18 protein-coding genes are annotated in these 24,042 nt (G+C 74.7%); 8 read left to right on the top strand and 10 right to left on the bottom strand.

The window, feature by feature from the left end:
• Positions 1 to 32 precede the first annotated feature (32 nt).
• Positions 33 to 2,183: a glycosyltransferase gene (locus H1D33_RS14415; protein ID WP_246411367.1), complete on the bottom strand. Its 2,151-nt coding sequence runs from the start codon at positions 2,181 to 2,183 to the stop codon at positions 33 to 35.
• Positions 2,180 to 3,550, bottom strand: coding sequence for a glycosyltransferase family protein (locus tag H1D33_RS14410; RefSeq protein ID WP_246411369.1), 1,371 nt, complete (start codon positions 3,548 to 3,550; stop codon positions 2,180 to 2,182). The genes H1D33_RS14415 and H1D33_RS14410 overlap by 4 nt, the downstream gene beginning before the upstream one ends.
• 207 nt (positions 3,551 to 3,757) lie before the next feature.
• Here H1D33_RS14410 and H1D33_RS14405 point away from each other — a divergent pair, with 207 nt between their 5' ends.
• On the top strand, positions 3,758 to 5,599 hold the full coding sequence (locus H1D33_RS14405; protein WP_181567582.1) for a DUF6311 domain-containing protein: 1,842 nt from the start codon (positions 3,758 to 3,760) through the stop codon (positions 5,597 to 5,599).
• A gap of 21 nt (positions 5,600 to 5,620) precedes the next feature.
• Here H1D33_RS14405 and H1D33_RS14400 read toward each other — a convergent pair whose 3' ends face one another.
• Positions 5,621 to 6,802, bottom strand: coding sequence for a glycosyltransferase family protein (locus H1D33_RS14400; RefSeq protein ID WP_181567583.1), 1,182 nt, complete (start codon positions 6,800 to 6,802; stop codon positions 5,621 to 5,623).
• Between the two features lie 238 nt (positions 6,803 to 7,040).
• Here H1D33_RS14400 and H1D33_RS14395 point away from each other — a divergent pair, with 238 nt between their 5' ends.
• From H1D33_RS14395 to H1D33_RS14380, 4 genes are all read left to right on the top strand, one after another.
• Positions 7,041 to 8,654 (top strand): glycosyltransferase family 4 protein, encoded by a 1,614-nt coding sequence (locus tag H1D33_RS14395; protein ID WP_414685416.1) that lies wholly within the window; start codon positions 7,041 to 7,043, stop codon positions 8,652 to 8,654.
• The gene (locus H1D33_RS14390; protein ID WP_181567584.1) at positions 8,651 to 10,219 is read left to right on the top strand and encodes a glycosyltransferase family 2 protein; all 1,569 of its coding nucleotides are present in this window, start codon (positions 8,651 to 8,653) and stop codon (positions 10,217 to 10,219) included. The genes H1D33_RS14395 and H1D33_RS14390 overlap by 4 nt, the downstream gene beginning before the upstream one ends.
• A gap of 3 nt (positions 10,220 to 10,222) precedes the next feature.
• A complete protein-coding gene (locus H1D33_RS14385; protein ID WP_181567585.1) occupies positions 10,223 to 11,506 on the top strand; it encodes a nucleotide sugar dehydrogenase in 1,284 nt (427 codons plus the stop codon).
• A 186-nt stretch (positions 11,507 to 11,692) separates the two neighbouring features.
• A complete protein-coding gene (locus tag H1D33_RS14380) occupies positions 11,693 to 13,441 on the top strand; it encodes a CDP-glycerol glycerophosphotransferase family protein (RefSeq protein WP_181567586.1) in 1,749 nt (582 codons plus the stop codon).
• Positions 13,442 to 13,497: 56 nt separating this feature from the next.
• On the opposite strand, the gene H1D33_RS14375 is transcribed toward H1D33_RS14380, so the two are convergent.
• A complete protein-coding gene (locus tag H1D33_RS14375; RefSeq protein WP_181567587.1) occupies positions 13,498 to 14,040 on the bottom strand; it encodes an acyltransferase in 543 nt (180 codons plus the stop codon).
• Between the two features lie 67 nt (positions 14,041 to 14,107).
• On the bottom strand, positions 14,108 to 14,446 hold the full coding sequence (locus H1D33_RS14370) for a DUF952 domain-containing protein (RefSeq protein ID WP_181567588.1): 339 nt from the start codon (positions 14,444 to 14,446) through the stop codon (positions 14,108 to 14,110).
• Between the two features lie 83 nt (positions 14,447 to 14,529).
• On the opposite strand from H1D33_RS14370, the gene H1D33_RS14365 reads away from it, so the two are divergent.
• Together H1D33_RS14365 and H1D33_RS14360 are read left to right on the top strand one after the other, a co-directional pair.
• Positions 14,530 to 15,186 carry a response regulator transcription factor gene (locus tag H1D33_RS14365; protein WP_181567589.1) on the top strand — a complete coding sequence of 219 codons (657 nt, stop codon included), beginning with the start codon at positions 14,530 to 14,532 and terminating at the stop codon, positions 15,184 to 15,186.
• A 10-nt stretch (positions 15,187 to 15,196) separates the two neighbouring features.
• Entirely contained in the window at positions 15,197 to 16,633 is a 1,437-nt protein-coding gene (locus H1D33_RS14360; RefSeq protein ID WP_181567590.1) for a sensor histidine kinase, read from the top strand.
• Positions 16,634 to 16,639: 6 nt separating this feature from the next.
• On the opposite strand, the gene H1D33_RS14355 is transcribed toward H1D33_RS14360, so the two are convergent.
• The 4 genes from H1D33_RS14355 to H1D33_RS14340 all read right to left on the bottom strand — a co-directional run bounded on the left by H1D33_RS14355 (position 16,640) and on the right by H1D33_RS14340 (position 20,812).
• Positions 16,640 to 17,593: a TAXI family TRAP transporter solute-binding subunit gene (locus tag H1D33_RS14355; RefSeq protein WP_181567591.1), complete on the bottom strand. Its 954-nt coding sequence runs from the start codon at positions 17,591 to 17,593 to the stop codon at positions 16,640 to 16,642.
• Between the two features lie 58 nt (positions 17,594 to 17,651).
• Positions 17,652 to 18,305 (bottom strand): hypothetical protein, encoded by a 654-nt coding sequence (locus tag H1D33_RS14350; protein ID WP_181567592.1) that lies wholly within the window; start codon positions 18,303 to 18,305, stop codon positions 17,652 to 17,654.
• 97 nt (positions 18,306 to 18,402) lie between these two features.
• Positions 18,403 to 19,206, bottom strand: a complete 804-nt coding sequence (yaaA, locus tag H1D33_RS14345; protein ID WP_220138662.1) for a peroxide stress protein YaaA — start codon at positions 19,204 to 19,206, stop codon at positions 18,403 to 18,405.
• Positions 19,207 to 19,222: 16 nt separating this feature from the next.
• Positions 19,223 to 20,812: a hypothetical protein gene (locus tag H1D33_RS14340; RefSeq protein ID WP_181567594.1), complete on the bottom strand. Its 1,590-nt coding sequence runs from the start codon at positions 20,810 to 20,812 to the stop codon at positions 19,223 to 19,225.
• Between the two features lie 120 nt (positions 20,813 to 20,932).
• Here H1D33_RS14340 and H1D33_RS14335 point away from each other — a divergent pair, with 120 nt between their 5' ends.
• Positions 20,933 to 21,970: an App1 family protein gene (locus tag H1D33_RS14335; protein ID WP_414685525.1), complete on the top strand. Its 1,038-nt coding sequence runs from the start codon at positions 20,933 to 20,935 to the stop codon at positions 21,968 to 21,970.
• A 460-nt stretch (positions 21,971 to 22,430) separates the two neighbouring features.
• Here the strand turns inward: H1D33_RS14335 and H1D33_RS14330 are convergent, their stop codons facing one another.
• A complete protein-coding gene (locus tag H1D33_RS14330; RefSeq protein WP_307755417.1) occupies positions 22,431 to 23,831 on the bottom strand; it encodes a hypothetical protein in 1,401 nt (466 codons plus the stop codon).
• Between the last annotated feature and the right edge of the window lie 211 nt (positions 23,832 to 24,042).

The raw sequence follows: 24,042 nt of genomic DNA, 5'->3' as shown, positions 1-24,042 counted from the left end.
AAAGGGGAGCCGGCCGATTCCGTTCTCGACGGTCAGTCCGTGCCGGCCGGCGGCTCCAGCAGCAGCCGGTCGAAGTCCTTCTGCGTGACCGACCAGTCCCAGGTGCTCAGCACGTGCGACGAGGCCGCCCGGCCCGCCTCGCGCCAGACCTCCTCCGACGCGGTGAGCGCCAGGATCCGCTCGGCGGCCTCCTCCGGGGTGCCCACCACCCAGTCGCTCGGGAAGAGGGTCCGGGCGCTGTGCGGGCGACCGGCGAAGAACGGCCAGTCGCGGACCACCGGCACGGCGCCGCTGGCCGCGCCCTCGACGAGCGCGCAGTGGAAGCTCTCCCGCAGCGAGGTGCTGAGGATGACGCCGACGTCGGTGAGCGCGCCGGGCACGTCGTCGGTGCGTCCGGCCCGGATCACCGCGCCGGCCGCCTCCAGCTCGGCCAGCTCGGCGTCCAGCTCCCGCACGTACGCGGCGATCGCCGGGCTCAGCTCCGGGTTGAGCGGGTCGCCGATCAGCTTGAGGCGGTAGCGGTCGTCCCGCCGGCGCAGCTCCCGCAACACGTCCAGGGCCCAGCGCGGGTCCTTGGCCAGCGAACTCAACCCGACCAGCCCGAGGGTGAACCGGCTGTCCGCGGAGACCTTCGGCGCCACGTACCGGTGCAGGTCCATGGCGTTGAAGATCATGTGCGTCCGGGGCCCCTGCGGGGCGCGCAGCCGCGGCACCGCCGCCTGCGCCAGGTCGCGGAGGTGCTCGGAGACGAAGACCACGTCGTCCACCCGGGACCAGTCGGTCACGTGCGGCCACCAGCTGAACGCCTCGAAGCTGTGCAGGCGGACGACCACCCGGGTGGTGCCCGGGTCGATCATCGTCAGCATCGCCGCGCCCAGGTTGCACCAGTCCACGAAGACCGTGTCGGCCCACTCGAGGTGCGGGCCCCACGCCTCCCGGACCTCCCCGGCCCGCTTGGAGGCGCCGGCGAGCATGTGGAGGGTCACGTTGGTGCGGCCGTTGCTGAGCACCGGGAGGATCGACTCCTCCATCAGGTTCAGCCGGCGGACCTCGACCCCGGGCATCGCCTCGTAGCGTTCGAGGATCGGCCCGAGGAAGTTGTCGTTCAACCCGGTGAAGAAGAGCATCCGGTGTGGCCGGTCGGCCGGCGGGAACGTCGCCGGGTGCTCCCGGCCGCGCGGCGTGGCCATCGCCCGGCCGGCCTCGCTGTTGTGCAGCGGGGCGAGGAACTTCTCCGGGTCCGCGGCCAGCGGCGAGCTGGTGCCGTCGAACTGCACGATCCGGTGGAACAGCAGGTTGAAGGCGCGCAGCACGTGCGGCGCGGCCTTGCCCGGGTTGCGCTTCTTGAGGAAGCCGTCGGCGAGCTTGAGCTGACCCCGCACCACGGTCATCAGGTGCTCGGGCACCCGGCCCTGGCTCAGTTCCGCGTCGACGATCGGGCCGAGGAGGGCACCTCTGGTCGTCGGGCTCTTCAGCCGGCCCTGCGCGGCCAGCGCCACCCGCTTCGCGCTCGCGCCGTGGCCGGACTTGAGCATCGTGCCGGTGACCCGCCGGGCGATCTTGCCCCGGTGCCGTTCCGGCAGGCCGGGCGCGGTGACGGCCCCCTGCCAGAACCAGCGCACCGGGCCGAGCTTCATGGCCCGCTTGCCGGTGCTCAGCTCGAACATCCGCTTGGCCAGGTCGACGGTCTGGTTGCGGGTGGCGCTCGCCAGCACCGCCGGGGCGTGGCCGACGGTGTTCAGCCGGGGACGGCGGTAGCGCGCCGGGTCGGCCGACCGCTTCTCCACCGCGCGCAGCGCCGGGGCGATGCCGTAGACCGCGTCCGCGCGCCGGTGCCGCTGGGCCAACTGCCAGACCGTGTGCAACGCCTGCGCGTCCAGCGCGACCAGGACGTCGGCGCGCCGGGCGTGCCGGCGGACCCACGGGTCGCGCTGGGCGCGCAGCCAGGGCCGCCGGGCCGGGTTGGCCCGCTTGACCATCCGGCCGAAGCGCGGGCCCAGCTCCTTGGCGGTGGGCAGCAGGTGCAGCTCGGCCAGCTCGGTGGCCGCCGGGACCCGTTCCGCCGGGTCGAACGTGGTGGCCACCCGCACGGTGACGCCCAGGGCGCGGAACTGCGCCAACGCGTCGGTGAGGACCGCCACCCGCCCGGGGACGGTGCCCATCACCATCAGGACCTCGATCATGACCTACCCTCCCGGGCCAGGACGCGCGCGCCGGTGGTGGACGCCGGCCGGGCGCCGGTCGGCCCGCCGTCGCCGAGGACCAGATCGGTGACCTCGCGGACGGCGGGAATGAGCTGCTCCTCGCGGGCGTACTGCCGGGCCTCGGCGCGGGCCTTCGCCCGCTCGTCCGGCCCGGCGGCGCGGGCCATCGCGGCGGCCCGCCGGAACGCGCCGGCCAGCTCGGCCGGGTCCAACCCGACCGCGCCGGTCCAGAGCGGGTACGTCGACAGCACGGTGGAGGCGTCGTGGTCCGCCTCGTGGGCGGAGACCACCGGCATCCCGGTGGCCATGTACTCGTAGACCTTGCCGGAGGTCATGAACCGGCCGCCGGTCACCATCAGCACCACGGCGTCCCAGCGGGAGTAGAGGTCCACCACCTCGGCCTTGGGCACCGAGCCACCGACCACCACACCGTCGTCGGCGGCGGCCCGGAGCAGCTCGGCGTGCGCGTTGTCACCGCGCGCCCAGGCGGCGCCGATGTGGCCGCGGACCTCGAAGCGGGCGCCGGCCAGCGCCGGATCCTCCGCGCGGGCCGTGCGCCAGCCCTCCAGCACGGCGCTCAGCAGCGGCACCGGCAGGTTGAGCGCGCCGAGGTAGCCGAAGGTCAGCGGCCGGTCGGCGGGGGCGGGGAGGGCGTCGGCCGGGATGCTGGCCGCGTCGTAGCCGTTGCGCACGACCCGCATCTTGTGCGCCAGCTCCGGGTAGCGCTCGCGGTACCAGCGGGAGATCGGCTCGTTGACGTTCCAGATGGCGATCGCGTCGGTGAGCAGCTTGATCTCCCACTGCCCGGAGACCGACTCCCGGGGGAACGCCTCGCCGTTGTTGATCACGTCGACCGACCAGCCGTCGCGGAAGTCCACCACGTACGGGACCCGGTGGGTCTCCCACAGCTTCCAGGTGGCGGAGAGGTTCACGTACGGGGCGCAGGTGGTGACCAGCAGGTCGACCGGCCGCTCCCGGTGGATCTGGAGCAGCGCCTTCTCCAGCGCCGGGCGCCAGCCGCCGAAGACCGGCTCCGGGAAGATCTTCAGGTTCTGCTTGCGCAGCTCGGCCAGGTAGTCCAGGTGAGCCAGCGCGCGCTGCTCGGTGAACGCGCGGATGTCGGTCTCCAGGTCGTCCCGGAACAGCGGCAGCTTCACCACCCGGACGTGCGGGTCGAGGCCCTGGGACAACGTGTGGTCCAGCCCGTACTCGCGCTCCCAGGCCTCGTCCGCGATGGTGACCGCGGTCACGTCCCAGCCCGCCGCGGCGAACTGGTTGGCGGTCTCGCGCATCCGGTAGGCGCAGCTCTTGGCGGCCGGCGGGAAGCCGATGGCGAGGTAGGTCATGTGCGGTCGGGACCCGGACCGTCGCGGCCGGGGGAGCTTCAACGAGTCCCAGAGAGTTCGCCCGTTGTTCATCGATTCCGATCCTGGGAGGGTGGGGGGAGAGCGGAACGGCCCTCGGACAGCCTGCGGACACTACAATAACGCCGTCCCGCGCGGCGGACGTGCCACCGAGCGACGGGGGTCACCGCTTTCGTAGACTGCTGGGCCATGACCTCGCCCGTGCCCGACACCCGCGATCACGAGCCCGTCCCCGACGGGGACGCCGAGGCGGTGGGCGCCGACACGCCCGCCCCGGCGCCGACGGCCGAGGGCCGTCCGGGTCGCCGGCGGTCACGCCGGATCGACGCGGCGGTCGCGCTGGTGTTCCTGGCCGGCGCGTTCTGGGTCACCGCCCGGGGCTGGCTGGACCACGACGGGCGACTGCTCGGCAGCCGCCCCAACGACCAGGGCTTCAACGAGTGGATGCTGGCGTACGCGGCGCACGCGGTCAGCCACCTGGAGAACCCGTTCTTCACCACCCTGCAGAACGCCCCCTCCGGGGTGAACCTGATGACCAACGTCGGGCTGCAGCTCCCCGGGCTGGTGCTCGCCCCGGTCACCCTGCTCTTCGGCGCGTCCTTCTCCTACCTGCTGTTCATCACGCTGAACCTGGCCGGCACCGGATACGCCTGGTACCACGTCCTGTCCCGGCACCTGGTCGACTCCCGGGCGGCCGCGTTCGTCGGCGGCCTGTTCTGCGCCTTCGCCCCGGCGCTGGTGTCGCACAGCAACGGCCACCCGCACATCACCGCGCAGTGGCTGGTGCCGTTCATCGTCTGGCGGGTGGTCGCGCTGTCCCGGGGCGGGCACGTGGTCCGCGACGGCCTGGTGCTGGGTGGGCTGGTGGTGGCCCAGTTCTTCGTGAGCCTGGAGATCCTCTTCCTCACCGCGCTGGGCTGCCTGATGCTGGTCCTGGCCTACCTCGCGGTCCGGCCCCGTGACGCGGTGCGCCGGGTGCGGCCGATGCTGCCGGGGCTGGCGATCACCGCGGTGCTGGTGGGGGCCGCGGCGGCGTACCCGCTGTGGATGCAGTTCGCCGGCCCGCAGCACCGGGTGGGCCACCCGGGCACGCCGGACATCTACGCCCTCAAGCTCGGTTCGTACGTCAGGTTCGCCACCCAGTCGGTGGCCGGCGGCCCGACCAGCGCGGTGGGCTGGGCGCCGAACACCACCGAGCAGGCCAGCTTCTACGGCTGGTCGCTGCTGGTGGTCGCGGCCGGCGCGCTGTGGTGGCTGCGGCGGGACGTCACGGCCCGGGTGCTCGGCGTCGTCGGCCTGGTCTCGGCGCTGTTCTCGATCGGCACCACCTGGACGTCCGGCACCCGCCGCACCGACATCCCGGCGCCGTTCGCGCTGGTGCAGGACCTGCCCGTGTTCGACTCCGTGGTGGTGGCCCGGTTCGCGCTGATCACCACCGTGGCGCTCGGCGTGCTGCTGGCGGTCGCCGGGGACCGGCTCGCCGCCCGGCGGGACGAACCGTCCGGTCGGCTGGCCGCCCGCGTCGGCGCCGTCGCGGTGGCCGCGGCGCTGCTGCCGGTCCTGCCGATGCCGCTGGAGGCGAAGGGGCGCGCGCCGGTGCCGGAGTTCGTCACCGGCGGGGCCTGGCGCGACCACGTGGCGCCCGGCCGCACCCTGGTGCCGGTGCCGGTCAACGGCATGACGTCGCTCTACTGGAGTTCGGCCGCGGTGGCCGGCTTCGCGGTGCCCGAGGGCTACTTCCTCGGGCCGGTCTCCGCCACCGACGCCACCGGGCGCTGGGGCGTGGACCCGCAGCCCACCGCCACGCTGCTCACCGCCGTGTCCCGGGGCGAACGGGACACCGCGGTCGGTCCGGCCGACATCGCCCAGGCCCGCGCCGACGTGCGGTACTGGAAGGCCGACGCGGTGGCGCTGCCGGACCGGGGCGCCCGCCGCCACGACGACCTGAAGGTGGTGCTCGACGCGCTGTACGGCCCCGGCCGGCGGGTCGACGACGTGTGGCTCTGGGACGTCCGCCCGTTCACCCGCTGACCGCCCCGACCGGCGCGCCGGTCAGGGCGACTTCGTCCAGATCAGCAGCAGGTAGCCGCCGAAGTAGGCGGAGAAGATCACCAGCGTCACCAGCACCGTGGCGGCCCGGGCCCGACCGGCCCGGGCCAGGCCCACGGCCGCCGGCAGCAGCAGCGGGAACGCCGGCAGCAGGAACCGCGCCTTGGAGTGGTAGTAGCCGGCCGCGCCGAGCGTCGTCACCAGCAGCAGGCCGCTGTAGAGCAGCAGTTGCCAGGGCTGCCGGTCGAGCACGCTCAGCACGAAGAACATCAGCGACACCAGCGCCACCACGGTGACCACCAGCAGCGGCAGCGCGGCCACCTGCACCAGCGCCTGCTGCCCCCGGTCGACCGTGTAGACGCCGAAGTCGAACGTGGTGCCCCAGCCGGCCGACTGGATGTGGAACCAGCCGTCCGGCCGTCCGGTCCGCCAGCCCACCCAGGCCAGGTACGCCAACCATCCGGCCGGCGCGAGCAGCAGCGCCGCGTACGGCCGCCAGCCGTCCCGCCGCCGGAGCACCGCGAGCAGCGCGGCCAGCCCGACCACCGGGATCAGCGACGAGGCGGTCGGCCGGGTCAGGCCGGCGAACAGGCAGAGCACCCCGGCGGCCAGCCAGCGGTGGCGCAGCAGCGCGTACAGCGTCCAGGCGGCGAGCGCGGTGAACAGGCTCTCGCTGTAGCCCATCGACTCCACCACGCCGTGCGGCACGGCCGCCCAGAGCGCGGCGAGCAGCACACCGGTGCGCCGGTCGTGCAGGTGCGCGCCGATCGCGAACAGCCCCCACGCGGCGGCCAGCCCGGCCACCCACGCCACCAGCAGCGCCGACTCGCGCGGGCTGAGCGGGGTGAGCCGCTCCAGGCCGGCGGTCAGCCCCGGGTAGAGCGGGAAGAACGCCATGTTGCTCTGCGTCTTCTCGTACGCGTCGTACCCGTGCCGGGCGATGGCGAGGTACCAGGTGCCGTCGGCCCGGGTGAGCTGCTCGACCGGGTCGGCGCCCACGTTGCCGGCCCAGATCCACACGGTCAGCAGCCCGACCAGACGGATCACGGCGTAAAGCGCCAGCGCGGGCAGTGCGTGCCGGGCGGCGTGGCGCAGCCGCCCGGCGGGCGTGTGCCGCGGCTCGTCGGGCGCGTCGGGCGCCTCCGACACCGGCCGGCTCGGTTCCTCGGTCGTCACCGCATCCATTGTCCGATCCATCCCCGCTGACCTGGAGCGATCCAGCGGCACGCGGGTCGCGGCCCGGCGGCGCGACGCCGGCCGGCGACGACCCGGGACGTCCACCGGTCGTTGAACAGCATGGAGGGTAGCAATCGGCGCGGCAGGTCATGGATCGCCGACGGCGGCGGGCGTTCGGGCCCGAACCGTTGTCGTAGACTCGCTCGGGTCCGCGGGCGCGGTGCTGGCGACGACGAAACGGGCAGGGATGGGATCTGACGGCACGACCGCAGCGGCGGACACCCGGGGACGGGTGGTCATGCTGGTGGACAACGGGGTCATCGGGGACTCCCGGGTGCAGAAGGCGGCGCGGTCCGCCGCCGACGCCGGTTGGGACGTCGTCCTGCTCGGGCGCGCGCCGGTGGGCCAGCCGCAGAGCTGGCGGCTCGGTGCCGCCGAGGTGCGCCTGATCCCCATGTCGGAGCCGCTGTCCCGCCGCCGGCACGAGTTCCGCCGCGCCTGGCTGCGGCGCCCGCTGGCGTACCCGCCGAGCGGCATCGCCGCGCACCGCACCCAGACGGTCCGGGCCTGGCGCGCCGACCTGGCCGTCCGCCGGGCGGCGCTGACCACCGCGGCCCGCGAGTCCGGCGCCGGCCGGCCCGGCGGCCTGCCCTGGGTCGCGCTGCGCACCGAGGAGAAGCTGGCCGGCCTGACCCGCAGATGGGTCGGGTTCCGCAACCGCCAGCTCACCCGGGCCCGCAAGGGTCGCAAGCTGGACGGCCCCTGGGACCGCGCCTACACCGCGTTCTGGCGGACGCTGCGCGGTGACGGCGCGTGGCGCCGGCTGGAGCCCGGCCTGTGGGACTACGAGCTGGCCTACGGCCCGGTCGTCGACGAGCTGGCGCCGGACCTGATCCACGCGAACGACTTCCGGATGCTCGGCGTCGGCGCCCGCGCGAAGGTCCGGGCCGCCGCGGCGGGCCGGCGGGTCGCGCTGGTGTGGGACGCCCACGAATACCTGCCCGGCGTGCAGCCGTGGCGGGACAACGCCCGCTGGCTGCCCGGCAACGTGGCGCACGAGCGGGAGTACGTGCCGTACGCCGACGCCACCACCACCGTCTCCGGCGGCCTGGCCGACCTGCTGCGCGACGAGCACGGGTTGGCCGAGCGCCCGGCCGTCGTGCTCAACGCCCCCGCGGTCGACGAGCTGCCCGGCGACCCGACCGAGCCGGTGCCGGACATCCGCGCCCGCTGCGGGCTCGGGCCGGACACCCCGCTGCTGGTCTACAGCGGCGTGGCCGCCGCCAAGCGGGGGCTGGGCGTGCTGGTCGAGGCGCTGCCCCGGCTGCCCGGCGCGCACGTCGCCCTGGTGGTCAACAAGCCCGCCTCGGCATACGTGCGGGGCCTGGTCGACCGCGCCGGCGAGCTGGGCGTGGCGGACCGGTTGCACGTGCTGCCGTACGTGCCGCACCACCAGGTGGTCCGGTTCCTCGCCGGCGCGCAGGTCGGCGTCATCCCGATCCAGCACTGGCCGAACCACGAGATCGCGCTGATCACCAAGTTCTTCGAGTACTCACACGCCCGCCTGCCGCTCGTCGTCTCCGACGTGCGCACCATGGCCGAGACCGTCCGGGAGACCGGCCAGGGCGAGGTGTTCCGCGCCGAGGACGTGGCCGACTTCGTCCGGGCGGTCGGCGCGGTGCTCGCCGATCCGGCGCGCTACCGCGCCGCGTACGACCGGCCGGGCCTGCTGGCCGGCTGGACCTGGGAGGCGCAGGCGCGGGTGCTCGACGACGTCTACACCCGGCTGCTGCCCGACGCGCCGCCCCGACCGGCCACGCCGGTGGTGGCGGCGCCGGCTTCGGTGGAGGTGGGCGCGTGAGCGGGCCGGACGTGACCGTGGTGGTCGCCGTCTACAACACCATGCCCTACCTGACCGCCTGCCTGGACTCGCTGGTCGGGCAGACCATCGGCCGGGACCGGCTGGAGGTCGTCGCGGTCGACGACGGCTCCACCGACGGCAGCGGCGCGGAGCTGGACCGGTACGCCGAGCGCTACCCGGGCACGGTCCGGGTTCTGCGCCAGGCCAACTCCGGCGGTCCGGCCGCGCCGAGCAACCTGGCGTTGGACCACGCCCGGGGCCGCTACGTGTTCTTCATCGGCTCCGACGACCACCTCGGGCCGGAGGCGCTGGAACGGCTGGTCGACGCCGCCGACCGGTGGGACTCGGACGTGGTGCTCGGCCGGATGGTCGGCACCAACAAGCGCTACGTGCACCAGGCCGTCTACGCCACCACCCAGGAGCGGCTGGACCTGTTCGACAGCGCGCTGCCGTGGTCGCTGTCGAACACCAAGCTGTTCCGGCGGGACCTCGTCGAGCGGTACGGCCTGCGGTTCCGCACCGACATGCCGATGGGCAGCGACCAGCCGTTCACGCTGGAGGCGTGCGTGCGGGCGAAGAAGGTCTCGGTCCTCGGCGACTACGACTACTACTTCGCGGTCAAGCGGGACAACGCGCAGAACATCACCTACGCCAGCCGGTTCGAGGAGCGACTGCGCTGCGCCGAGGAGCTGGTCGGGTTCGTCGCCGGCCTGATCGAGCCGGGGCGCCGGCGGGACGCGGTGCTGGTCCGCCACTTCACCTGGGAGGTGGCGAAGCTGCTCCGCACGGAGTTCCTCGCCCTCTCGCCGGACGTGCAGCGGCACGTCCACGACCGGGTCCGCAAGCTCGCCGAGGCCTACCTGACCGAGGGCGTGCTGGCCCGGATGCCGTCCGAGGAGCGGCTGCGGCTGGCGGTGGCCCGCGACGGCGGGCTCGACGCGGTGCGGGAGCTGATCGAGCAGCAGGCGGACCGGACGCTGCCCGAGGTCACGATCGCCGACGGCCGCTGGTACGCGCACCGCGTCGGCTTCCGGGATCCCGCCTTCGGCTACCCGGACGACTGGTACGACGTCACCGACCGGGCCGCCACCCTGCTGGCCAAGCTGACCGCGACCGGGTTGGCCTGGGGGCGGGACGGCGCCGGCGCCCGCGCCCTGGTGATCACCGCGCAGAGCCGCCGGGCCGAGCTGGCCGAGCTGAGCGCCGAGGCGCTGCGGGTCAGCGTGGGCGACCTCACGGGTGTCACGTCGGTGACGCCGGACGGCACCGGTACCGTCGTAAGGGCGGACTTCGCGGTGGACCGGCTGCTGGCGGTCGTCGCGGCGACCGGTGAGCGGCGGACCGTGCGGGCCGAGGTGTCGACCCTGGGCGGGGCCGGCACCGCGCCACTGCGCACCGACCGTCCCGTCGCCGCACCCCGGCGGCTGGCCCGGCGCGGCGTCCGCCTGCACCTCGTCACGCCCACCACGAACCACAAGGGCCACGTGATCGTGGCGATCACGCCGGTGACCCCCGGTCGGTTCCTTGCCCGCCTGCGCCGAATCTGGCCTTCTGGAGGAAAGTAGTTCATGAACATCTGCGTCGTCGCGCTCGGTAAGATCGGTCTGCCGCTCGCCGTGCAGTTCGCCTCGAAGGGGCACCGGGTGTTCGGTGCCGACGTCTCCGAGCGGGTCGTCCAGTTGGTCAACGAGGGTGTCGTGCCCTTCCCGGGCGAGGCCGACCTGGACGTCAAGATGAAGGAGGCGGTGTCCGCCGGGCTGCTGACGGCCACCACCGACACCGCCGCCGCGGTCGCCGAGTCGGAGGCGGTCGTGGTGGTCGTGCCGCTGTTCGTGGACGCCGAGGGCGTGCCGGACTTCGGCTGGATGGACGACGCCACCCGGGCGATCGCCCGTGGCCTGAAGCCGGGCACCCTGGTCAGCTACGAGACCACGCTGCCGGTCGGCACCACCCGCGGTCGCTGGGCGCCGATGCTTCAGGAGGGCTCCGGCCTGACCGCCGGCACCGACTTCCACCTGGTGTTCAGCCCGGAGCGGGTGCTCACCGGCCGGGTCTTCGCCGACCTGCGCCGCTACCCGAAGCTGGTCGGCGGCATCGACGAGGCCTCCGCGCTGAGCGGCGTGCGGTTCTACGAGGCGGTGCTCGACTTCGACGAGCGGGCCGACCTGGACCGCAGCAACGGCGTGTGGGACCTCGGCTCGGCCGAGGCGTCCGAGCTGGCCAAGCTCGCCGAGACGACCTACCGGGACGTGAACATCGGCCTGGCGAACCAGTTCGCCCGCTTCGCCGACACGGTCGGCGTCGACGTCACCAAGGTGATCGAGGCGTGCAACACCCAGCCGTACAGCCACATCCACTCGCCGGGCATCGCGGTCGGCGGGCACTGCATCCCGATCTACCCGCGGATGTACCTGTGGAACGACCCGGCCGCCACCGTGGTCCGCTCGGCGCGTGAGGCCAACGCCGCGATGCCGGAGTACGCGGTCGACCTGCTCGCCGCCGCGTACGGCGACCTGACCGGGGTGGGCGTGCTGGTGCTGGGTGCCGCCTACCGGGGCGGGGTGAAGGAGACCGCCTTCTCGGGTGTCTTCCCGACCGTGGAGGCGCTGCGCCGGCGGGGTGCCACGCCCTACGTCTCCGACCCGATGTACACCGACGAGGAACTGGTCGCGCACGGCCTGCCCGCCCACGCCGGCGAGCCGATCGGCGCCGCGGTGATCCAGGCCGACCACGCCGAGTACCGCACCCTCACGCCGGCCGACCTGCCGGGCGTGACCGTGCTGGTCGACGGCCGGCGGGTCACCGACCCGGCCCGCTGGACCGGCGTCCGCCGGGTGGTCATCGGCGGCTGATCCCGCTGCACGGTGGGCCCCGGCCGTCTCGGCCGGGGCCCACCGCGTTGTGCGGGCCGAGAGCCGTCCTCAATTTGTTCACCCACCGGACACTCCGGTAATACTTGCGTGACTTGACCCGTTTAGGGTCGCAAGCCGTCCGGATCGGGCCTCTCCGACACCGGCGGGCAGACAGGGAGCGTGTCGTTGTTCAGCAGAGTACGCAGCCAGCAGGGTCTCGCCGTGGTCGGCGTGACGTTCCTCGGGTACGGCGTCATGATCCTCGCCGGGGCCCTCGGGCTGGTGATCCCGTACGCGATCGCCGCGGCGGTCGTCCTGAGCGGTGAGCTGGCGCTGGCCACCCGGTACGCCGACACGGCGCAGCTCGTCGCCAAGGCCGGTGTCGGGCTGCCGTTCCGGCGGCTGGTCCGGGACCTGTCGGTGGCGCTGCTGGTGATCGCCGCGGTCCGCCCCGGCCTGGTGGGCACGGTCGCGGTGCTGCTGCTGCCGGCCGCGCTCTGGGTGGTGGCGGTCGGCACCACCGCGGTCACCAAGTCGGTCGAGGGCCGGGTCGACCCGCCGGCGTACACCCGCAACATCGACCTCGGCGCGCTGCGCCGGGTGCCGACGCCGCCGACCTGGGCGCGGCGGCTGGCCGGGCTGCGACTGCCGCTGCTCAACGTGCTGCTGGTGCCGGCGGCCGTGGTGGCCGCCGCGGTGGACCGGGTCGCCCCGGTGGTGGTCACCGGCCTGGTGACCCTGGTCGCCGGCCTGGTCACCGCCGCGGTGCTGGCGCTGGCCGCGCTGCGCGGCCGGGGGGCCACCCCGGGCGTGCTGCCCGCCGTGCACGACTGGCTGGCCCGGGAGAAGCCGGAGGTGGCCCTCTACTTCGCCGGCCCGGCCAAGGACGTCTACCAGGCCAACATGTGGCTCGCGCCGATGGAGGCGACCGGCCGGCGGGCGGTGGTGCTGCTGCGGGCCGCGGACGCGTTTCACCAGCTCGCCGACACCCGGCTGCCGGTGATCTGCGTGCCGGCCGGCGTCGACTTCATGAACCTCGACCTCGGTTCGCTCCGGGTCGCCCTCTACGCGGCGAACGTCGGCGCCAACATCCACCTGCTGCGCGAGCCAGGCGTGAAGCACGTCTTCGTCGGGCACGGCGACAGCGACAAGGCGGCCAGCGTCAACCCGTACAGCAAGGTGTACGACGAGGTGTGGGTGGCCGGTCCGGCCGGTCGGGAGCGGTACGCGCGGGCCGACGTCGGCGTGCTGGACCGCGACATCGTCGAGGTGGGCCGCCCGCAGCTCGCCGGCGTGCACACGTTCGGCTCGGGCGCCCCCGACCACCTGTTCACCGTGCTCTACGCCCCCACCTGGGAGGGGTGGCTGGACGACGACCCCTACCACACCTCGCTGGTGCTGATGGGGGAGCGGATCGTGTCCGGGCTGCTGGCCGCCGGGAACCTGCGGGTGGTCTACAAGCCGCACCCGCTGACCGGCACCCGGTCGCCGAAGGCGAAGGCGGTGCACGAGCGCGTCGTGGCCCGGATCCGCGCCGCCGGCGGAGAGACCGATCCGTCGTCGCTCGACGGCGCCGCGCACCTGGTGGTCACCGGGCGCACGCCGTCGCTGTTCGACTGCTTCAACGTCACCGACCTGCTGGTCAGCGACGTGTCCAGTGTGGTCTCCGACTTCGTGCAGAGCGAGCGGCCGTACGTGGTGGCCAACCCGGCCGGGCTGCCCGAGGACGAGTTCCGGCGGCAGTTCCCGACCGCCCGGGCGGCGTACCTGCTCTCCGCGGACGGCGGCGAGCTGGCCAAGATCCTGGCGGTGACCCGGGGCGGCGACGACCCGATGGCTGAGGCGCGAAGGGAGCTGAAGGAATACCTGCTCGGCCCGGCCGGGTCCAACCCGATGGACCGGTTCCGCGACGAGATCGGCCGGCTCTGCGGCTGACCCGCACACCGACCCGACGGGGCGACGACCGGACCGGTCGTCGCCCCGTCGCGTGCTCAGCCCTGGTGCGGCGGGTTGTCCACGTCCCGCGAGACGACCTCGCCCTTGGCGTCCACCCAGCCCTTCGGCCGGGCCGGGTTGCCGGCCACCAACTGGTACGGCTTGACGTCCTTGGTCACCACCGAACCGGCGGCGATCATCGCGTACTCGCCGACCTCGATGCCGCACACCAGCGTGGCGTTGGCGCCGATCGAGGCGCCCCGGCGCACCAGCGTCGGGGTGATCGTCCAGTCCGGGTTCTGCGCGCGCGGCCGGAAGTCGTTGGTGAACACGGCGCACGGGCCGACGAAGACCTCGTCCTCGATGGTCACGCCCTGGTAGACCGAGACGTTGTTCTGGATCTTCACGCGGTCGCCGACGGTGACGCCCGCGTCGACGTAGACGTTGCGGCCGATCACGCAGCCGGCGCCGACCTGGGCGCTCGACCGGACGTGCGCGAGGTGCCAGACCTTGGTGCCGTCGCCGACCCGGGCGCCGTCCTCCACGTCGGCCGTCGGGTGGACGAAGACGGAAGCGGACCGGTCGTTGCTGTCAGTCATCTCAACTCGCATCGTGGCGGGGCGCGTCGCGCCGTCGGGCTGGGCTCGACGCAGCATAACGAGCACTTCAGGCGAGCAGTTCGGCCACCGCGTCGGCGGCCGGCCGATCCGCCGGCAGCGGATGCTCGGCGACAACCGCGTCGACCGGCAACGCCGCGTACAGGTGCGGGAAGAGCGCCCCGCCCCGGGACGCCTCCCAGCGCAGCGCGTCGCCGAGGCGCGCCTCGTCCACGGCGAGCAGGGTCAACCCGGTGACCCCGGCGAAGTGTCGGCGCGCGGTCTCCACCACCTGGCCGGCGGCGGAGAGGTGGAGGAAGCCGTCCTGCCGGTCCAGCGCGGTGCCGGCGAACCGTCCGTCCGCCCGCGCCCGCGCCCACTCGTCGTCGGCGAGAATCTTGTAGATCACCATCGCAGCCTAGAGTGGCCTCGCGTGCGGGCGGCGGGTCTGCCACCATTCCAGGGCAACACGGCGAGCGGACGGAGGCACGGGTGCGGATCCTCCTGGTCGAGGACGACCGTCGGGTCGCCGCGGCGCTGTCGTCCGCGCTGACCCGTCGCGGCTACCAGGTGGAACACGCCGCCACGGTCGCCGCCGCGCTCTCCGCCGCCCCCTGCGACCTGGTGCTGCTCGACCTGACCCTGCCCGACGGCGACGGCACCGACCTGTGCCGGGAGCTGCGCCGGCGCAGCAGCCAACTGGGCATCATCGCGGTGACCGCCCGGGGGGAGGAACGCGACCGGGTGCTGGGCCTGCGGCTGGGCGCCGACGACTACGTGGTCAAGCCGTTCTCGATGGTGGAGTTGCAGGCCCGGATCGAGGCGGTGCTGCGCCGGGCGTCGCACACCGTCCCGGAACGCCACCTCATCGAGGCGGGCCCGGTCCGCATCGACGTGGGCGGCCGGACGGTCAGCGTGGCCGGGCGGGCGGTCACCCTGACCCGCAAGGAGTTCGACATCCTGCTCTCGCTGGCCCGCCAGCCCGGGGTGGCGGTGCCGCGGGACCGGATCCTGCTCGACGTCTGGGGCACCGTCTGGGCCGACCGGCACACCGTCGAGGTGCACGTCGGGTCGCTGCGCGGCAAGCTGGGCGACCCGACGCTGGTGGAGACCGTGCGCGGGGTCGGCTACCGGCTCCGCGCCGCGTGAGGAGGCCCCGGTGCGCCGCCGGCTGGTGATCAGCTACCTGCTGCTGATGGTGCTGGTGCTGGTCGCGCTGGAGACCCCGCTGGCGGTCACGCTCGCCTCGCGGGAGACCGACCGGGTCCGCGCCGACCGGCTCGCCGACGCCACCCGCTTCGCCTCGCTGGCCGGTCCGGCGCTGCGCGGCGGCAGCCCCGGCCCGCTGGGCGGCGAACTGGCCGCCTACGACGACCTCTACCGGATCGGCGCGGCCGTGGTGGACCGCGACCGCCGTACGGTGGCCGCCTCGGCCCGGTGGGACCCGGGCGGGGGCACCGGCACGGCGGTCGACACCGCGCTGTCCGGGCAGCAGTTCAGCGGCCCGGAGTCGGTCTGGCCCTGGGAGGACGGGCCGCTGGTGACGGCGGTGCCGATCAACGACGGCGGCGAGGTGCTCGGCGCGGTGGTCACCACCACGCCGACCGGCCCGGTGCGCCGCACCGTCACCGTGTGGTGGCTGCTGCTGGCCGGCCTGGGCCTGCTCACGGTGCTGGCCTGCGTCTCCACCGCGTTCGGGCTGGCCGGCTGGGTGCTGCGCCCGGTCACCGAGCTGGACACGGCGACCCACGAGATCGCCGAGGGACGCCGCACCGCCCGGGTCCGGCCCCGGCTCGGCCCGCCCGAGCTGCGCCGGCTGGCGACCAGCTTCAACGACATGGTCGACGCGGTCTCCGACGTGATGGACCGGCAGCGGGCCTTCGTCGCGCACGCCAGCCACCAGCTACGCAACCCGCTGACCGCGCTGCGGCTGCGGGTGGAGGAGCTGGGGCCCAGCCTCACCGACCCGGACGGCCGGGCCGAGCACCGGCTGGCGCTGGAGGAGACCGACCGGCTGGCCACCGTGCTCGACGCGCTGCTCACCCTGGCCCGGGCCGAGCGGGAGGAGAACCAGCGGGTCACCGTGGACGCCGCCGCCGCGGCCGAGTCCCGGGTCGCGGCCTGGCTACCGCTGGCCCGGCACCGGTCGGTGACGCTCCGGCTCGACGCCGACGAGGCGCCGGCGCACGCGCGGACCGTGCCGACCGCCATCGACCAGGCGCTCGACGCGCTGATCGACAACGCGGTCAAGTTCAGCGGCGCCGGGGGAGAGGTGACGGTGACCGTACGCCGCGTCGACGGTGGGACGGAGCTGACCGTGCGCGACACCGGCCCCGGCATGACGGCCAGCCAGATCGACCAGGCCACCGAGCGGTTCTGGCGGGCCCCGGACGTGCAGAACGTGGACGGCGCGGGGCTGGGGCTGACCATCGCCGCGGTGCTCGTCGACGCGTCCGACGGCCGGCTCACCATGCGCCAGGGCGAGCCGCGCGGGTTGGTCGCCGAGTTGTGGTTCCCGGCGCCGCCGGCCGAGCCGGCCGATCCCGACGACCGCGCCGCCGCCCCGGAGCGCCACGGCGAGCCGGTCGGCGGCTGACCGGCGTCAGGGTTTGGTGTCGCGGTACCACTGCGCCGCGCCCGGGTGCAGCGGCAACGGCGTGGTCACGATCGCCGACCGGGGACTCATCCGGCCGGCCGCCGGATGGGCCGCGGCCAACTCCTCGCGCCGGTCCATCAACAGCCGGGTCACGTCGCGTACCAGCGCGGTGGGCAGGCGCGCGTTGACGATCAGATAGTTCGGGTTGGCCACCGTGCTGACCGGGTCCGCCCGGTAGACCGACCGGGGGATGTCGCGGGTCACGTACACCTGGCCGTACGCGCGCCGCAACGGCTCGGTCCAGTCGCCCAGGTCGACCATCCGCAGCGAGGTCCGCTCAGCCAGGTCGGCGACGCCGCGCACCGGCAGCCCGCCGGAGAAGAAGAACGCGTCGATCCGGCCCTCGCGCAGCGCGGCCACCGAGTCGTCCAGGCCCAGGTGCTCCTGGCGGACCCGGTCGCCGCCGAGCTGCGCCACGGAGAGCAGCCGGGTGGCGGTGACCTCGGTGCCGGACCCGTCGGCGCCCACCGAGACCCGCCGGCCGCGCAGGTCGGCGAGCGTGCGCACCGGACCGCCGGCGGTGGTGACCAGGTGCAGCAGGTCGTCGTAGACGCGGGCCACGGCGAGCACCGCCGGGTGCTCCGGCTCGCGGGGCGGCAGCACGTCGGCCTGGGTGAACCCCAGCTCCGCGTCCCCGGCGCCGACCAGCCGGACGTTCTGCGCGGAGGCCGCGGTGACCAGCACCTCGGCCCGCACCCCGGGCAGCTCCCGGTTGAGCAGGGCGGCCAGCGACTGGCCGAAGGCGTGGTAGACGGCGGTCGGGCTGCCGGTGGCGATGCGGATCCGCACCGGCTCGGCGGGCTCGTCCCGGCAGCCGGCGACGCCGGGGACGAGCAGCAGCAGCAACGCCAGCGGGACCGCGGTCCGGCGCCGGCGGCGTGCAGACCAGTGTCGGCTCACGGGCTGCACTCTGCGCCGTGCACCCGGCACCGCGCAAGCCCGCCCGCCCCGGCGGCGGTCAGCCCAGCGTGGCGCTCTCGGTGATCCGGGCCCGGTGCTCGCCGTTGGGCACGGAAACCAGGAAACAGCCCGACCCGGGCCGCAGCACCGCCGGCACCTCCAGCAGCGCCGCGCCGCGCACCAGCACCGCCGCCAGGTCCCGGTCGGCCAGCCTGATGCCGAGGCAGTGCCGGCGTACGTGCCGGCCGCCGGCGAGCAGCGCCGCCCGCCAGGCCGAGGCCGCCAGCCGGGGACGCCAGAGCCGACGCGCCGTCGACGCGCCGGGTGCCGGCCCGCCGAGCAACTCCCGGCGACCCTGCCGCCAGCCGGCCGCCAGCAGGTTCGCGTACGCCGGACGGTGCTCCCGGGGCACCGACAGCCGGTGCAGCTCGTAGCGGCGACGCAGGCCACCGGTGGTCAGCGCGTGCTCCACCGGCACGTCGAGCCGGCGCAGCAGTTGCCGCATCCGGTGCGCCGCGTCCTCCCGGTTGAACTCGGCGACCCCGCCCCGGTCCGGGTCGACGTCGAGCCGGCGGACGCCGGCGGCCGGGGCCGGCATGCAGCGCACCAGGCAGGCCACCTCGAACGCGTCGGCCAGGGTCAGCCAGTCCAGCGGTGGGGCCGGCGACGACGGGCGGGGCCGGTCGAGCAGCGTGGTGGGCTCGGAGAGCATCGGCACAGCTCCTAGGTCGGCGTGGTGGTGCCTCCACCGTGGCCTGCCACGCCGGGCCGGGGAACCGCTGCGCCCGAGCCTTGAGCAAAACTTGCGCTCAGAGGTCGGTGACGACCAGGTCGACCTGCCGGGGCCGACCGGCCGAGAGGGGCGCCTCCTCGACCGTGTACGTCAGCTCGCGCAGCGCCGACACCAGCGCGCCGGCAGTGCGGGGGCGGGCGCCGGCGAGGAGCAGGTCACGCACCAGCCGACCCTTGGTCGCCTTGTTGAAGTGGCTCACCACCGACCGCACCGGCGCCCCGTCGACCGTCCGCTCGTGCAGCACCCGCACGGTCACCGTGCGCTCGGCGAGCACGCCGCGCGGCGCCCAGGTGGCCGCGTACGCGCCGGAGCGCAGGTCCAGCACGGGCCCGCTGCCCGCCGCCGCGGTCACCGCCGGTCCCAGCGCCGCACGCCAGTACGCCGACAGCGCCCCGACGCCCGGCAGCCGCGCCCCGATCGGGCAGCGGTACGGCGGAACCCGGTCGGTGAGCCGGACCGCACCCCACAGCCCGGAGCTGATCAGCACCGACCGCCGGGCGGCCCGCTCCGCCGCCGGGGGAAGCGTGGCCAGGTCGAGCGCCTCGTAGAGCACCCCGGTGTAGAGCCGTCCGGCCGGCGCGGTGGCCGCCGCCCGCAGCCGCGCGTTGCGCCGCAGCTCGCCGCGCTGCCCCTCGCTCAGGCCCAGCGCCTCGCGGGCCGCCGCCTCGTCCGGGCCGGCGCAGAGGTCGACGAGCGCGCCCAGCACCGCCTCCCGGGCCGGGGTCAACTCCGACAGCGACAGCTTCGACAGGTCCAGCCGGCGGCCGGTGCCGGCCTCGGCCTTGCCCTCGGACGGGGGAAGCAGGATGAGCACCGGCACAGCGTACGGGCCGAGGTCAGCGCCACGGCCGCACGGCGTGGTCCGGGTGGTACACGCGACTCCCGCCGATCTCGGCGACCACCGCCGCGTCGGCCCGGTCGCCCAGCAACCGCCGCAGCGCGCGTTCCGCGGGCGAGCCGACCGCCACCACGTACCCGGGACGGGCCGCCTGCGCCACCCGCCGCCAGTACGCCGGATAGCGGTTCTGCCCCGGTGTCAGGTTGCCGTCCAGCACCCCGCAGGCCACCGCCTCCCCGGTGTTGAAGATCAGCCGGTTGCAGGTCCAGTAGTCCCCGTACACCTCGCGCAGGTCGGCCCGCAGCACCGCGTCGGCGAGCCGGCGGGCGGTGCGCTCCTCGGCGCGTACCCCCGGCATGCCAGCCAGGAACGCGGCGGTGCCGGCCAGCGCGGCGGCGGTCAACCCGGCCAGCACCGCGGACGCGGCGACACCCCGCAGCCGCGCCGCGCGGGACGCGGTGGTCCGCGTCGCGTGGACGGCGGCCAGCCACAGCGGCCACAGCACCGCCGGCAGCGAGATCTGCAACACCGACAGGTAGCGGGCGTTGCCCAGCGGGTCGGTCGCGGCGAGCGGGCTGCGCACGTACGCCAGCAGCGTCCCCGCCGCGCCGGCGACCAGGGCGAGGATCGCCACGGCCCGGACCCGCGCGGCCGGGTCCACGGCCCGGCGGTACGCGACCACGCCGAGCCCGGCGGCGAGCACCAGCAGCACCGGGTAGAGCGCGCCGAACCACCGCGCCCAGCCGGCGCAGCCGTCCATCGGGCACAGCCCGGAGGCCAGCGGCACCCCCTCCAGCAGCCCGCCGTGCAGCCGGGCGGCCACCGACGGGTCCACCCCGTCCTTCGTGCTGATCTCCCGGAACACCGACAGCGAGTCCTGCCCGGGCGGCGCGACGATGTTGTCCTTCACCACCGGCGCGATGCCGGCCAGGAAACCGGCCACCAGCAGCACGCCCGGCCAGCCGACCAGATCGCGCGGGGCGGCCAGGACCAGCGCCACCACGGCCACCAGCAGGTAGGGCGCGATCAGCCAGTCCGACCAGAGCGCCAGGCCGGCGAGCAGCCCGAACGCGCCGGTGGCGACCCAGCGGTGCCGGACCCGCCGCTCGCCGAGCGCGACCGCGATCAGCAGCAGCGCCAGCACCGCGGGCTTGACCTCGGGTCGACCGCCGACCACGGTGAGCTGGTCGCGGACCACCCGCTCCGACCCCAGCGCCAGCAGGCCCACCACGACCACGGCCAGCCATCCGGAGAAGAGCCGGCGGGTCAACCGGTACGCCAGCCACAGGAAGATCGCGTACAGCACGAGCAGCGGCAGCCGCAGCAGCGGCCAACTCGCCCCACCCCAGCCCACCAGCGGCGCGGCCAGGTAGGACTCCAGCACGCCCATGTAGCGCTGCCCGTAGAGGAAGACCGGCCGCTCGTGACCGCCGGCGATGTGCAGGGCGGCCAGGCCGAACGTCGCCTCGTCGCTGTTCGAGGCCGGCACCGTGAGCAGCGTCAGCACCAGCCGGTAACCGACCCCGGCCGCGCCGAGCAGCAGCGCCGCCACCGCCGGGCGGTCCGGGTTGCGCCACGCTGTCGCCACGACCCACGCCCCCGTCGTCGCCTGCGAACGCAGTGTGACACGACGGTCACCGGGCTCCGGGCCGGATCGGTCCAGATCACTCGCGTGGCCGGGCTCCGCCGGTTGTGGCAGGGTTGCGGTGTGCCACCCACACCACCGGACCAGCTCGCCGTGCCGCAACTGCACCGGGCCGCGCGCATCGAGGACGCGCTGCACGGCCTGGTGGAACGCCGGCTGCGGCGCACCGGGTGGCAGCCCAACATCATCGCGTACGCCGGCTACGGCGCGCCCGGCTGGGCGCGGGTGCTCTGCCGGGTGCTGCTCGGCCGCCCCGACACCCGGCGCGGCCGGCTGGAGAAGGTGCGGGGCTGGCGCAGTTTCGCCACCCTGCCGGCCAAGCACGCCCGGGTCACCATCGAGGTCAACGGCGAGCGCCAGGAGGTGACCGCGGACCGCAGCGGCTTCGTGGACACCGTCGTCGAGGGCGACTTCACCCCCGGCTGGGGCTGCGTACGCCTGTCCGTGGCCGACGCCGAGCCGGTCGAGGCGCTGGTCCGCATCCTCGACCCGACCGTGCGCTTCGGTGTCCTCTCCGACATCGACGACACGGTCATGGTGACCGCGCTGCCCCGGCCCATGCTCGCCGCGTGGAACACGTTCGTCCTGGACGAGCACGCCCGCACCGCCGTCCCCGGCATGGCGGTGCTCTACGAGCGCCTGGCCACCGCCCACCCGGGCGCGCCGGTCTTCTACCTCTCCACCGGCGCCTGGAACGTCGCGCCGACGCTGACCCGGTTCCTGTCCCGGCACCTCTACCCGGCCGGGCCGCTGCTGCTGACCGACTGGGGCCCGACCGCCGACCGCTGGTTCCGCAGCGGGCGCGAACACAAGCGGGCCACGCTGGCCCGGCTGGCCCGGGAGTTCCCCGAGGTGCGCTGGCTGCTCATCGGCGACGACGGGCAGCACGACCAGGAGATCTACCGGGAGTTCGCCGCCGCCCACCCGGACAACGTGGCCGGCGTGGCGATCCGGCGGCTGTCACCGACCCAGTCGGTGCTCGCCGGCAGCCTGCCCGCCCCGGCGGGCCGCTCCTCGTCCGGCCCCGTCGGCCAGAAGTGGTTGAGCGCTCCCGACGGCGCCGGCCTGTGGAAGCTCCTCCGCGAAGCCGACCTGGTCTGACCCGGCCCGCCTGTCCCACTTCCCGGCACCGCGCAAGATCTCGGTACCAGAGCGGCCGCCCCTGTCCCAAGATCCCGACTCGGCGGCGTTGATCATGAGGTTGACGGCCTTGTGGATCTCCTTTGGTGCCGTCAACTTCATGATCGACGCTGGCTGCTGAGGGGTGTCACCGACCCGGTCGGTGCTCGCCGGCGGGTCGATCCTCGTCGGCCCTGTCGGTCAGCGGTGGCTGGGTGGGCCGGCCTGCGGAAGCCGCATCGCGAAGTCGACCAGGTCCATCCCGTCGCCCCACCCGCTTCCTCGCCGTCCCACTTCCCGGCACCTCGTCCCGTGACGTGGGACCGTGCGAGATCTTGGTATCGGAGCGCCCCCGGAGGGGCGGTCTCGTACCAAGATCTCGACTCGGCGGGGTTGATCATGAGGTTGACGGCCTTGTGGATCTCCTGCGGTGCCGTCAACCTCATGATCGACGCTGGTGGTCGGTGGTGGGTGGTCGGTGGTCGGTGGTGGGTGGTCGGTGGTGGGTGGTGGGTGTCGTGTCGGGGTCAGGGGTGGCGGGGGTGCAGCCGGGGACCCGGGGGTCGGCCACCTGGTACACCTGAGCCTGGCCGGACCGGTTCGCGTCCTGGGCGGGCTCGGTGCCCTGGCCCGTCGTCGCGCCGTCGTCGGTACCCGGTCGTCCGCCCGGCGCGATGTCGTCTCGTCCACCCGTTCGGCCTGCCGGGCCGCCCTGGTTCCGGCCCGCGTCCTGACTTGGGCCCGCGCCCTGGTCTTGGCCCGCGCCAAGATCGCGAGCTGCCTGGCGGGCGGCGCGGATCTGCTGGATGAGGGCGCGTAGCTGCTGGATCCGAGCCCTGATCTGCCGAATGCGCTGTGCCACCCGGTTCCCGGCGTCGCCGGCCTGCTCGCCGGCACCCGTTTCGCCCTGCTGGTCGCCCGTGCCGGCTTGGTCGCCCGTGTCGGCTTGGTCGTCCGTGCCGGCCCGGTCGCCCGTGCCGGCTTGGTCGTCCGTGCCGGCCCGGTCGTCCGCGCCAGCCTGTTCGTCCGCGCCAGCCTGTTCGTCCGCGCCAGGTTGATCGTTCGCGCCGGCCGGCGGAGCGTTCCGCTGACCGGCGTCGCCCGGTTGGACATCCTGGCCGGGCTCGGCCTGCTGGTCGCCCTGCCCGGCGGCCTGCTGCTTCGCCTGCCGGGCGGCGCGGGCGGCCTGCACGATCCCGGCGATCTGCCCGATCAGGCCGCCGACGGCGTTGATGATGCCCACGGCTCGTCCGGCACCACCCGCAGCCCCGGCCGCTCCTGCGCCGGCCGCTCCTGCGCCGGCCGCTCCTGCGCCGGCCGCTCCTGCGCCGGCCGTTCCTGCGTCCGCCGCTCCTGCGCCCGGGGCGCTGGCCTGGGCCCGTTGGGCGCCCTGGGCGATGCCCCGGATGCCGCCGACGATGCTGCTCAGCCGCTGGACGCGGGTCTCGGTCAACCGTGGGTCGACCAACTGGCCGGAGCGCTCACCTGCCATCTGCTCGGTGACCGCCCACGCCCGGTCCAGTTCGACCGCCATCGCCTGGTCCCACGGCACGCCCGGACAGGCGGCGCCGGCCACCTCGACCGTACCGTCGCAGCCGGCCGCGGACCGGTGCTGCCGGATCTGGTCGACGACCGCGGTCCGGTCGGCGATCCGGTCGGCCGATCCGGCGCCCGGGTTGCGGCGCTGGTCCGCGAGCGCGGTCAGGTTGGCCCGCAACGCGTTGTCCAGGCCGGCGCAGTTCTCCGCCGCCTGGCCGGTGCCGGTGGCCACCGCGAATGCCGCCCCGGCGGTGACGACCAGCGCCACCCCGCCGGCGATCTTCCGGTTCCGGGAGTGGGCCACCGCCCCGCGCCTACCGGTTGTGCTCCTGCTTCTCGCCATCGAAGCTCCTCCGCCTCGTCGTCACACGGCCACCCGGCATCCGCCCAGGAGTACGGCGAGCAGCCCACCGCGAGTTCACGGGGACGGCCGGTGTCGCCGGAGAGTGAGCGAGGACGGCGAGCGACGTCACGTGGAGTGACGGGTGCGAGAAGAAGAGGGCCGGTGGGAGCGT

This window comes from Micromonospora ferruginea (genome assembly GCF_013694245.2).
GTDB classification, from domain to species: Bacteria; Actinomycetota; Actinomycetes; order Mycobacteriales; family Micromonosporaceae; genus Micromonospora; species Micromonospora robiginosa.
Note: the sequence above shows the minus strand (reverse complement) of the source record. Positions and strands in the feature narration are given on the sequence as shown.